This is a genomic window from Streptomyces sp. NPDC058619, from assembly GCF_042717785.1.
Classification (GTDB): domain Bacteria; phylum Actinomycetota; class Actinomycetes; order Streptomycetales; family Streptomycetaceae; genus Streptomyces.
This window is the reverse complement of sequence record NZ_JBHXQN010000104.1, coordinates 1-10,959: the sequence shown is the minus strand read 5'-3', so window position 1 is coordinate 10,959 and position 10,959 is coordinate 1. Positions and strand designations below refer to the sequence as shown.

The following is a 10,959-nucleotide window of genomic DNA, read 5'->3' as shown; positions in this document are numbered from 1 at the left end:
ACCTCCGAGGCACCGTGTGCCCGGCCCCGCCCCGACCATGCACTCGATCTTATTTGTTTCTTATCCGTGCAGGCGGGCATGTGAGCCGGTCGGCCCCGGCGATCCAGCTCCACCAGGCGTATCCGGACAAGGCGGTGGCCGACCCCGGCCGGTTCGGACTGTGCAACGACTACCCTGCCCCGTGGCGGGAGGTCACCTTCCGTGGCCCACGCCCACTGGTCCTGTCGGTAGCCCGGCCAGAGCTCCGCGACGCGATCGCGGCGGCGGACGGCCTTACCGGCGGCGTCATCCGCATCTGCACCGGCCCCCGCTGAACCCCAGCCCGGTGGGAGCCCGTTCCTAGGCGACCGTGAGTACGATCTTGCCTTGGATGTGCCCCCGGGCGGCGCGTTCGTGTGCTGCCCGGGCGTCCGCGAGAGCGAACGTGCTGTCGATCGCTACGCGGACCGTGCCCGCGTCGAGCAGGCGCCCCAGCTCGGCGAGCTGCGCGCCGTTCGAGCGGACCTGGGCACTCGAGACCGTGACACCCAGCTGTGCGGTCTCCTCGGGGTCGAAGTCTCCGGGGAGTACGGGGAACAGGGAGCCGCCGCGCCCCAGCGTGCGCAGGAAGCGCCTGCTGTCGGGGCCGCCGACGGTGTCGAGAACGAGGTCGACGTCGCGCACCAGTTCTTCGGGACGACTCCTGGTGTAGTCGAAGAACCGGTCGGCTCCGAGCTCGCTCAGGAACGACTCGTGTGCGCCCGATGCCACGGCGATGACGCGCGCGCCCTTCCACTTCGCCAGCTGCAGTGCGAAGTGCCCCACCCCGCCCGCGGCGCCGTTGACGAGTACCGTCGTGTCGGCGTCCAGTGCCGTCGGCCGATGCCGTGCCTCCTGGAAGGGGGAGGGGTGGTCGTGTCCGGGCTCGATCAGGAACTGCCACGCGGTGAGTCCGGCCATCGGCGCCCCGGCGGCGTGCACGTGGTCGATGCCGGCCGGCTTGCGCGCGAGGTCCGTCGCGGGCGCGGCCACGTACTCGGCGTACCCGCTGCCGTTGAAGCTGGGGAACCGCAGAAGGCCGAAGACTTCGTCGCCCACCTGCAGACCGGTCACGTCCGCGGCGACGGCCTCGACGACGCCTGACACGTCCGTTCCCGGAATCACCGGCAGGCTGACCGTCGACTCCGTCTCCCCGGGCATCCTGGTGAGTCCGCCACGCAGGTACCAGTCGGGGGGATTGATGCCGGCCGCGTGAACGCGGACGAGCGCCTCGCCCAGCCGGGGCTCGGGAATCGGCACCTCGTCGTGGCACAGGACCTCCGGGCCGCCGTGTTCGTGGAGCCGGATCGCCCTCATCGTGCGTGTCGGCATCGTCTTCTCCTGTACGCGCTGCGGGATACGCTTATCCGGACCACTGATCCGGATAGTCAAGGGGGCCAGATGCGGGCCGACGCCAGGAAGAACCGCGACCACCTGCTCGCAGTAGCGGGCGCCGCCATCTCCGAGCAGGGGGTGGACGTGTCGCTGCGCGACATCGCGCGCAGGGCCGACGTCGGGCTCGCGACGCTGTTGCGGCACTTCCCGACGCGCGAGGCGCTGCTCGACGCCCTGCTCCGTACGAGCTTCGACGAACTGACGGCCGAGGCGAGCAGGCTCGAGACGTCGAGCTCGCCCGAGGACGCCCTGCTTTCGTGGCTGTACGACTGCGTCGCGTGGACGACCGAGTACCGGGGGGTGACGGTGCTGATGGCAGCCGCCATCGAGGACACCGGATCCGCACTCCACGCCTCGTGCGTCACCCTGCGCGCAGCCGGTGCGCGGCTCCTCGCCCGCGCCCAGACCGACGGCGCGGCGCGGAGCGACATCGACGGCGCCGATCTGTTCGCGCTGGTGGCCATGCTTGCTTGGCTCGGCGATCAACCCTCGCTTGCACCGCGCTCCGATCGTCTGTTCAAGGTAGTCGCGAGCGCGATCCTGACGAGCGCGGGCAACTGCCAAACCGAGGAGGAAGGCGGCTTTCGGGCCCGCCCCCGGACCCGTAAGTGATGTGGCCACCGCCAAGCGGGCGACGTCGACCGGCGCCGGTGCTAGGGAAGTCGAGCCGGTGAACACCTGCCGCCGCTCCGCGGCGATGGAGCCGAGGTGATGCGGACGACGCCCTCAGGGGCGTCGCGCTTCACCGCCCCGATGACCCAGACCTTCAGCGCCCGGAGCCGCGCACCGTCTCCGCACGGAACGGCCGCTGGGAACGGCCGGACAGAAGCAAGCTTCAGCGTTAGTGTCACGGGGGTCCCCATGGCCATGGGGTCGAGCGCTTCGCCCCTTCCACCCTGTCCGGAACCGGAGCACGATGTCCATCGCAGGTCTCCAGCAACCCTTCTCGGAGAGATTGGCTGCATCCATCACCGGGCCTCGGGCCGTCGCGGATCTGCGGCGATACTTCGGGATCGGGCTGTCGCCCGGCGCGGTGCCGTTCACCGGCAGCCGGTTCGAGCATCTGGCGGGCGGGGGAGACCGGCCGGCGGTCCTCGACCGGATCACGGCGGAGGATCTGGTCGCGGTGCAGACCTTGTCGGTGACCGTTCCGGCGTCTGTCGCGCTGGACCTGTTGGAGGGACCGCTCGGCGCGCGGCTGTCCGGTCTGCTGCTCGCCATTCCCGGGGACCTGGACATGGTCGACTCCGAGGTGTCCGACCTGGCCCCGGGGTCCCCGGCGGCCCGGGCCTGGCAACTGCTCGAAGATCAACCCGATGTCGGGTGGGTGATCGCGGGAAAGCTCCTGGCCAGGAAGGGTCCGCGGCTGCTGCCGGTCTACGACACTCTGGTGCGCTGCGCTCTGGGCCGCCCGCGCCCCTCGTTCTGGCTTGCGCTGCATGCCGCGCTGCGCGCGGACGGCCACGCCTTGCAGCGTCAGCTGCTCGCGCTGCGCCGTGCCGCCGGCGTTCCGGAGACGGTGAGTGCACTGCGGGTATGCGATGTGGTGGTGTGGATGGGACACCGGGCAGAGGGCCACGCCTGTCCCCGCTGACGTCGGCCTGAGGGGCGGCTACTTGGACGTGACGTGTCCTACCGGGTCGGGTCCGGTGGCCAGCGCCTCGCAGGCGATCTGCCAGGCGGGGGCGCCGGGGTGGAGTTGGGTGTGGAGGTAGGCCGCTGCGAGCCGGGCGAGGGCGGCGACCCGCTCGGGGTTCTCGTCGGTGGTCTCGGCGGCGTCGTACCCGGCGATCCCCCCGAGCCCGTGCTCCGCGTCGAACAGGGTGAGCAGGGTCTTGGGGCCGGGGGCGAGGGTGTAGGGGTCGGCGTGCCAGTCCGGACCCATGTCGGTGAAGTGCCGGGAGTCGTCCTTGTCCCCGGCGACTACCAGCGCGGGTGCGGTCATGGTGGAGAAGTCGACGGCCCCGATGATCGGCCACAGCTCGGCCACGGGCCCGTTGAGGACGTCGCCGCCCCTTCCGGGCGCGGCGAGCAGTACACCCGCCTTGATGCGGGGCTCGACGAGGTGCACCACGTTCCCGGTGCCGGGGTCGGTGATCCCGGCACCCAGCAGGAGGGCGGCGGTGAAGCCTCCGAGCGAGTGGCCCGCGAGGGCGATCCTGGTGTGGTCGACCCGTCCGGCGAGGCTCGGTACGGCGTTCTCGATCACGTCGAGCCGGTCGAGGACGTGGGTCATGTCCTCGGCGCGGGAGCGCCAGAAGTCGGGTGCGCCGGGGGCCTCGGCGACCAGGTGGGCCAGCGTGCGGGAGGTGAGGTGGGTGGGTTGGATCACGACGAATCCGTGTGCCGCCCAGAAGTCGGCGAGCGGCGCGTAGCCGTTGAGCGAGGAGAGGTTGTTCGAGGGGCCGTGGCCGTGGGAGAGGAGGATGACGGGGAGGCCGGTTCCGGTCGCGGGTGCGGAGACGCGCACCTGCAGGTCCACGGGACGTCCGGGCACGGACAGGACCATGGGGCTGAGGGACAGGACCGGGACGGGCGCGCCCAGGGCGTCGGGGGTGGTGGATGTACTCACGGTGGGGTTCCCTTTCGGTAACACTCGCCCCTCGCCTGCGGTCGGCAGGACGGCGGGCAGGCGGTCAGGACGTCCTGTTTCGGCTAAGCTGAAACGGAACGACGCTCCATTTAGTATCCGGAGCGACGCTCCGTTTTGTCAATAGGTATGAGCCGACGTCGACCGGTGTCGAAGGAGAACGTGATGGCCGCCGAGGGTCCTGCAGGGGATTCGCCGTCCCGGAGCAAGCGGGCCGACGCCCAGCGCAACCGGGAAACGGTGCTCACTGCCGCAGCCGAGGTGTTCGTCACCTCCGGCGTCGACGCGCCGATCCGCCGGATCGCGGCCCAGGCGGGCGTCGGGATGGCCACGATCTACCGCCATTTCCCGACCCGGGCCGACCTCGTCACCGCCGTGTACCAGCACCAGATCGAGGCGTGCGCCGAGGCCGGCCCGGACCTGCTGGCCGGCGCCGACTCCCCGTTCGACGCACTGTGTCAATGGGTCGACCTCTTCGTCGACTTCCTCGTGACCAAGCACGGCCTCGCCGACGCCCTGCAGTCGGACAGTGAGCGCTTCGCCGCGCTGCACGCCTACTTCCTCGACCGCCTGCTGCCCGTCTCCACCCGACTGCTCGACGCCGCCGTCGAGGCCGGCGACATCAGGCCCGGCACACGGCCCTACGAACTGATGCGCGGCATCGGCAACCTCTGCATCGGCCGCGACAACGACCCCCGCTACGACCCCCGAAGGCTGATCGCCCTCCTCCTCCAGGGCCTCCGGCAGCCGCCGCCCCGGGGTTCCGTCTGAAACCGATGGCTTGCCGCTGCCCGGCTGTGACGATGCCTCTGTTTCCCAGCCAGAGGACATCTGCTCGTTTTCGTGGGTGCGGGGTGCGGGGTGCGGTGCTGACCGCCCCGCCGTCCCGGGTCGCGCTGCCGGTCCACGCCCTGCTCGTCTCGAAACCCACGGCGCGGGCCCCTGTGTAGGGGGTGAGATCGACCGCCTCGGCATCGGGATCGTCCAGGTCGACCCGGTAGACGTGGTAGTTCTCGTCGCCGCCGCGGTCCTGCTCGTACAGCAGCCAGCGCGGATCGTTCGTCCGGTGGAAGTGATGTGGGGCAACGTCCAGACGATGATCCTGGCGATCACCCTCGCGTTCGTGTTCGGCTACTCCTTCACCCAGTTCGCGGTCCGCCGGGCCTGCCTGGACTGGAAGAGCGCGATCAAGGTCGCGCTGGCCGCGGACACCGTCTCGATCGCGGCGATGGAGCTCGTCGACAACGGCATCATCGCCCTGACGCCCAGCGCGATGGACGCCCACTGTCGGACGCACTGTTCTGGACGGCGCTGATGGGGGGCCTTGCCGTGGCCTTCCTGATCACCACGCCGGTCAACAAGTGGATGATCGGCCGAGGCAAGGGCCACGCCGTCGTACACGCCTACCACTGACCCCGGCCGTACACCGCGCCCGGCCGCACCTCACGGTGTGGCCGGGCGCCGTCGCGTCCAGGGGCGTTAGCTGGAGGTACCGGGGGCTTCGACGGCGGCCGCCCCGGATCCGCCGGCCCCCCGGGGAACGGAGGCACCGACGATGTCCAGCACCGTCAAGGACATGCTCGCCACCCACCCGGCCGACCTAGGCGACATCGACCAGGCCAAGCTCACCGCCTGTATCGAGGAGTGCATCACCTGTGCGCAGGCGTGTACGGCGTGCGCGGACGCCTGCCTGTCCGAGGGCATGGTGGGCGATCTCGCCAAGTGCATCCGCACCGACATGGACTGCGCCGACATCTGCACCGCCACCGCCGCGGTCCTCTCCCGCCACACCGGCTACGACGCCAACATCACCGCCGCGATCCTGAAGGCGTGCGCCATGGTCTGCAAGGCGTGCGCCGACGAATGCGGACGCCACGCGGACGTGCACGAGCACTGCCGCATCTGCGCCGAGGCCTGCCGCTCCTGCGAGCAGGCATGCAACGAACTCCTCGGCGCGCTCGGCTGACGCCCGCCCGCCATCCGGCCCCGTCGGAAGCCACGGACCCACTCGTCCGAGAGGAAACACGCCCCACGGGCGGGCCGTGGCCGAGGTAACGCTATGCTCCCCGGCATGGTTATGGCCCGGGCGACCCGTAGCGCGCCGCGGTCCCGCTCTCGTGCAGCGGACCCGTGGCGAACGTGGGTGCTCGCCGCGCTTCTCCTCACGCTGATGTACAGCCACGGTGTCAGCGCGGAGAGCGCCACAGGCCACGCCCATCTCGGGGCGCCGACCAACGCGGCAGCCGTGCACGTTCCGGACCCAGGTTCCGCCGAACACAGCCACGAGGCGCCCGCTCCGCACTCCGGCCAGGGCCACACCGACCACCAGGACGCTCCGGAGCCCGATCACGCAGCTCACCAGTGTGTGTCCGGCCAGCCCCAACAGGGCGCCGCACTGCCCGCCCCGTGCGAGGCCCAGACCATTCACCGGCCTCCGTACGCGTATGCAGCCGGCGCCGCTCGACCTGTCACGGCGCTCTTGGCATCTGCCCCCGTGCCGGACTCAGCGGTCCTACGGATGTAAGCCTTCACGCCAGCCAACCGGTCGACGGCCTGTCGGGCACAACCCCGCGAGCCCCATCCGCACCAGTGCACCAGCGGCGGCTCGGCCATGCCGTGCGATGCGCCTTCGCTGCCTGTGCCGTGCGGCGCCGAGCCACGCTCACCTTGCGCTGCGCCCCGCGAGTCCGATCTTCGGCCCCGTCCTGCCCGCCTGCCTCGTTGAGAGATCCAGGCCCCACTGAACTTCCCTTGAAGGGTCCGCTTTGTCCTCCTCGCCCAGTCTCGCCCCCACGACCCCGCCTCCGACCCCGTCGCAGCCGACCCGCAGCCAACGCCGCTCGGACAGCCAGTCCGGCCTCCCAGCCCACCACATCTCCGAACGCCACCCACCCCAGCAAGGAGCCCGGGCACGACGACGGACACCAGCACTGAGCCATCCCGCTCCGCCGTCAGAAGACAGGCAGAGCGACATCCGGCAGTCTGAGGCAGCGCGGCCCCCGGTGTCCGACCAGTCGGTGAGCGGATCGATCCGCTGCCAGACCTGAGGCGGCCCGGTCGGCGCCCACATCGCCGGCGTGCAGGCAATGCGGGCGCCCGGCGACGGGGGTCAGCGCTGCTGTGGGACCTGCTCGCGCTGGCGCGGCGCCCGTAGCGGGTCACCCCCGCGCGGCTTGGCCGCCGTGAGCAGCACCGCGAGGGCAGCGGCCGCGTCCGCGATCAGCTCGATACGCATGCCCTCCAGCTCGCCGCCGGCGAGCGCCGCCCGGGCGGCCGCATCCATTCCCCCTCCCTGGAACGCCACGGGATGAGAACAACCACCACGAAACCCTCGGGGCCTGTGGAGAGCCGGGTGCGGTGCGAAGTCGCATGTCCGGTTCGGGAAGCGGCCGCCTGCGCCCCGGCCCGGCGGCCCGGTGCCCGCTCCCGGCCTCCGGGTGGTGGTCCGTGGCGGCGCCGTCCCCGTCGGGGCCGGACGGGTGACAGGTGGGTGGCGGCGCCTACTGGGGCCATCGTCAGCAAACGAGTGCACCGCAGGCAGTCGGCGCGGCTACGTGCGCGCGATGGGGAAGCGATGGACGGTGATGCCGGGGTCAGCCGGCATTCCGTGAGAGGGGAACCGTGCGATGGAGCAGTCTGGGCTGGAGAGCAAGATCCAGGCGCTGGAGACGACTCTGGCCGTCCAGGAGGCGACCATGGCCGGGGCGCAGGCCACCCAGGCCGCGACGCAGGCGGGGATGACCTCGACGTTCACCGCGACGCACGCGGGGACGTGGTCCGTGATGGCCGTCGGCAGTGTCGCGCTGCTGGTGGGGATCTTCCTTGGTATGGCCATCGCCAGGGACTGACGGACGGCCCCGCCCTACCGGGAGCGTCCGTCTGGCTGTGCGCCGCCCTCTGCCCGGCCTGATGGTCGGGCAGAGGGCGGTTTGCTGCAAGGTGGCTGCGGCCCAGCAGAGATCACAGCCTCACCTCGCACGGTGGACACTTTCCCCCAAGCGGGCGGGAGGAGAGCGTGGCGGTCCCGGGATCACCCAGTTACGGATCGGCGACTTGCGCGGGAGACGGGGCGAGAGCGGGGCCCGGGCCGGGGCAGCAAGCCGCCTCGCGACCGTGCGGCTCGGCTTCTCCCCGGTGATGTTGCGGGGTCAGGAGCCGTTGTCGTCGTAGTTGTCCCGGCTGCCGGCCTTGGCCAGCCCGCGGCTGATCATGTAGCCGACGGTGAGGATCACGATGTACAGCCATGCCTTGTCGGCGCGGAAGTAGTCGAGGTGACCCTCTTCGGTGCCCACGAGCATGGAGGCGATCAGGACCGCGATGACGGCAGCGATGTAGACGAAGAACTCCGTCGTCTTCAGGGCCGACTTCGTCTCGGTCGACAGGCGGCGTGTCCCGTGTCCGGAAACCTCGGCACCGGCGGTCCGGCGACCTGCGGGCGTGCCGCCCGGGCTCGCAGTGGTCATGGCAGGTGTCCAATCCGTTGTGCGGGGCACGGAGTGCTCCACGAATGGGGAGGCAACTACTCACACCCGATGTTCAGGCGGAGCTGGCTGCGGCACGCAAAGAGGATCCGTGAACTGGAGGAGGAGCGGGACATCCTCCGCAAGGCGGCCCGGTATTTCCCAGGGGAGACGCGCTGGTGACGCTGCCAGTTCGTTGAAAATCACCAGCGCCGGTTCGGCGTCACGCGGCTGTGTTCGATGCTGGGGATCTCTCGCTCGAGCTTCTACTACTGCGTCGCACCACGCAGATCGCCGGCCTGACCGTCGCCGATGCCGCGGCGCTGCTCACCGTCCTGGTTCAGGGCCAGCCGCCGCCGTGACCGGGGCTGGCCGGTGACGGCCGAAGCCGCCCTCGGCACCCACCGGGTCCGCGCTGCCGCTGTAGCGGCGCGGACCGCGCGCGAGGGCGGGTCCGGGTGGATCGACACCGCCCCGCACTACGCCGGCGGCACCGTCCACGCGGAGCCAGGTGCTGGACGCGTTCCCTGCGGTGCGGGTGGCGACGAAGACCGGCTTCTACACCCGCGCCCAGGGCCGGGCGGCGGTCGAGGCCGGGGTGCTCCGCGCCGGGCAGGCCGATGGCCCGGCACAGCCTTGCCCCGGACTTCATCGACTGGCAGACCCGCCGCTCCGCCGCCGCTCTCGGCCGCGCCGACATCGCCTTCGTCCACAACCCCGAGACCACCGGCCACGGCGACCGCGACCGCCTGCACGCCGAAACTCCGCGCCGCCTTCGAGGTTCTCGAAGATCCTCTCGCCTCCGAACTCATCGGCGGGTACGTCATCGCCACCTGGTCCGGCTCCACCGAGGACACCTTCACCGAGGACGCCTTCACCGTCCCGGAACTCCTCGCCTTCGCCCGAAGCGGGCGGTCCAGGTCACCACCTGGCTGCTGTCCAGCAGCCTGTCAGCCTGGTCACGGCCCAGCCGATCACGCGCGCGCTCGACGGGCGCGGCCCTCTGGTCCAGGCCCGCTCTGCCGGCCTCCTCGCCTTCGGGTCCGCGCCCCTGCACGCCGGGGAACTCCTGGATCTGGTGACGCCCGAACTGGTTGAGTTGATCCGGCCCGGCGCCCACCCGGCCGCGGCCTGTCTGCTCGCCGCCGGCTCTTGTCCGAGCGTGGACGTGGGTCGTCCAGAGCCGATACGGCGGTGTCCCAGTGCTCGCTCGTGCTCGCCGAAACCAACAGGGAGTCGGCCTCGGCATAATGGATCCGTTGAGCCAGTGACGCTCCGCCAGCTCTTCGGAAAGCTATAGGTCATCGTCATGGAGCACGCCGACCTCGAAGACCCCGCCTTCAGTGACCGCGTCGAGCACCGGGCGCCGATGCGGCGGACAAGAACTCGTACCCGCCGCATGGATTACATCCGAGGTTGACTGACGCAACGTCGCGCGCGACGCCAGTGGGGGCCAGCCACCAACCTGGCCGGTCCCCACCGCCGCCTTACCCGGCTATCCCACGTGCGTCAGCAGCAGGTGGCGGGCGATATCCCGCAGGACTCTCGGGTCACGCATCCGGTGATCTGCTTGCGATCTCGCGCCGCCATGGCCAGCAAGTCCGCGACTTCCGGCGGCCTTCTGCTGGCAGGGTCAGCTCAATGTGGCGCATTCCGCGACGGCGCGGAAGGTGGTTTGCTCATTGGGGTCGATGGTCACTTGCCACGAGTTGCCCGTGCCCCTCTGGTTCTCAAGGACAAAGAATTCGATGTCCGCCCCCGGCTCCGGAACGACGACGAACCCGCCGCCTGTGACGACACTTCCGGCGGGGCACGTCGCGGTGGAAGTCGCATTGGTGCCGGATGGCGCTACGACCAGTGTTCCCTCCACCTGGAAGGTGGTGAGAACGGCACCTGGTCCGGGCGGTCCGGGCGGTCCGGGGGGTCCGGGGGGTCCGGGCGGTCCGGGCTTGCCTTTGCACCTGTCTGCACCGCTATCGCCGGTGAAGATCGAGCCGTCGCCGTGGGGGTGTCCCGGCCTGTCGCACTTGTCGCCGGCTGACGATCGGCTTCCCTCCTCTGCCATCTGGTGGGTGGGCGCAGCTGCCAGAGCGGGGCTGGCGAAGCCCAGCATCACAAGAGCCAGTGATGCCATCGCGGTGCCTGTAAGCAATGTGCTCCGCTTCGGAATCGGGCCAAGATCGGCCCCGGCTCTGCTCTTGAGACTCATGAAAAACCCTCCTTTCCTGGTGGGTACAACGTCCATTCGAAGGTCGGTGAAGCCAGGGAGAACGCCTGCGCGCCTCCTTCCGGCATCATGCGCTTGCATGTTGAGCCGGCATGAGAGGCGCGCTCAGCAATCAACACATCGGCCGAGCGTGAGCCGTCCATTGAGGTTTGTTCATCCTGGGAGTCCCTGTCTTAGCCTCGATCTTTCGTGACGGGTCGTCGGATTTTCCGGCGGCCCGTTTTGGGGTTGTCGGGCGGGTGATGGGCAGGTTGGTGGCCCGGCTGTCG

General features: G+C 70.4%; 11 protein-coding genes and 1 pseudogene. 7 read left to right on the top strand and 5 right to left on the bottom strand.

Annotation, left to right across the window (positions count from 1 at the left end):
- Window positions 1–339 precede the first annotated feature (339 nt).
- The gene (locus ACFWTC_RS37665; protein WP_384030429.1) at window positions 340–1,350 is read right to left on the bottom strand and encodes an NADP-dependent oxidoreductase; all 1,011 of its coding nucleotides are present in this window, start codon (window positions 1,348–1,350) and stop codon (window positions 340–342) included.
- A 69-nt stretch (window positions 1,351–1,419) separates the two neighbouring features.
- Here ACFWTC_RS37665 and ACFWTC_RS37660 point away from each other — a divergent pair, with 69 nt between their 5' ends.
- Both ACFWTC_RS37660 and ACFWTC_RS37655 read left to right on the top strand, forming a co-directional pair.
- Window positions 1,420–2,025, top strand: coding sequence for a TetR/AcrR family transcriptional regulator (locus ACFWTC_RS37660; protein WP_384030427.1), 606 nt, complete (start codon window positions 1,420–1,422; stop codon window positions 2,023–2,025).
- A 304-nt stretch (window positions 2,026–2,329) separates the two neighbouring features.
- A complete protein-coding gene (locus ACFWTC_RS37655) occupies window positions 2,330–3,007 on the top strand; it encodes a DUF6308 family protein (protein ID WP_384030425.1) in 678 nt (225 codons plus the stop codon).
- Window positions 3,008–3,025: 18 nt separating this feature from the next.
- Here ACFWTC_RS37655 and ACFWTC_RS37650 read toward each other — a convergent pair whose 3' ends face one another.
- Window positions 3,026–3,985, bottom strand: a complete 960-nt coding sequence (locus ACFWTC_RS37650) for an alpha/beta hydrolase family protein (protein ID WP_384030423.1) — start codon at window positions 3,983–3,985, stop codon at window positions 3,026–3,028.
- A gap of 183 nt (window positions 3,986–4,168) precedes the next feature.
- Between ACFWTC_RS37650 and ACFWTC_RS37645 the strand changes: the two genes are divergently transcribed.
- The 3 genes and pseudogenes from ACFWTC_RS37645 (at window position 4,169) to ACFWTC_RS37635 (ending at window position 5,969) form a co-directional block, all read left to right on the top strand.
- The gene (locus ACFWTC_RS37645) at window positions 4,169–4,774 is read left to right on the top strand and encodes a TetR/AcrR family transcriptional regulator (protein ID WP_383932753.1); all 606 of its coding nucleotides are present in this window, start codon (window positions 4,169–4,171) and stop codon (window positions 4,772–4,774) included.
- A 301-nt stretch (window positions 4,775–5,075) separates the two neighbouring features.
- Window positions 5,076–5,416 (top strand): annotated as a pseudogene (locus ACFWTC_RS37640) (DUF4396 domain-containing protein); the annotation flags it as partial.
- A gap of 142 nt (window positions 5,417–5,558) precedes the next feature.
- Window positions 5,559–5,969 (top strand): four-helix bundle copper-binding protein, encoded by a 411-nt coding sequence (locus ACFWTC_RS37635; RefSeq protein WP_383932743.1) that lies wholly within the window; start codon window positions 5,559–5,561, stop codon window positions 5,967–5,969.
- A gap of 1,143 nt (window positions 5,970–7,112) precedes the next feature.
- On the opposite strand, the gene ACFWTC_RS37630 is transcribed toward ACFWTC_RS37635, so the two are convergent.
- The gene (locus ACFWTC_RS37630) at window positions 7,113–7,286 is read right to left on the bottom strand and encodes a hypothetical protein (protein WP_383932740.1); all 174 of its coding nucleotides are present in this window, start codon (window positions 7,284–7,286) and stop codon (window positions 7,113–7,115) included.
- 343 nt (window positions 7,287–7,629) lie between these two features.
- Between ACFWTC_RS37630 and ACFWTC_RS37625 the strand changes: the two genes are divergently transcribed.
- Window positions 7,630–7,851 carry a hypothetical protein gene (locus tag ACFWTC_RS37625; protein WP_383932739.1) on the top strand — a complete coding sequence of 74 codons (222 nt, stop codon included), beginning with the start codon at window positions 7,630–7,632 and terminating at the stop codon, window positions 7,849–7,851.
- Window positions 7,852–8,151: 300 nt separating this feature from the next.
- On the opposite strand, the gene ACFWTC_RS37620 is transcribed toward ACFWTC_RS37625, so the two are convergent.
- Window positions 8,152–8,466 (bottom strand): hypothetical protein, encoded by a 315-nt coding sequence (locus ACFWTC_RS37620; protein WP_383932737.1) that lies wholly within the window; start codon window positions 8,464–8,466, stop codon window positions 8,152–8,154.
- Window positions 8,467–8,696: 230 nt separating this feature from the next.
- On the opposite strand from ACFWTC_RS37620, the gene ACFWTC_RS37615 reads away from it, so the two are divergent.
- Window positions 8,697–8,825 (top strand): hypothetical protein, encoded by a 129-nt coding sequence (locus ACFWTC_RS37615; RefSeq protein WP_383932735.1) that lies wholly within the window; start codon window positions 8,697–8,699, stop codon window positions 8,823–8,825.
- Window positions 8,826–10,096: 1,271 nt separating this feature from the next.
- Here ACFWTC_RS37615 and ACFWTC_RS37610 read toward each other — a convergent pair.
- Window positions 10,097–10,672 carry a hypothetical protein gene (locus tag ACFWTC_RS37610; RefSeq protein WP_384030421.1) on the bottom strand — a complete coding sequence of 192 codons (576 nt, stop codon included), beginning with the start codon at window positions 10,670–10,672 and terminating at the stop codon, window positions 10,097–10,099.
- Window positions 10,673–10,959 lie beyond the last annotated feature (287 nt).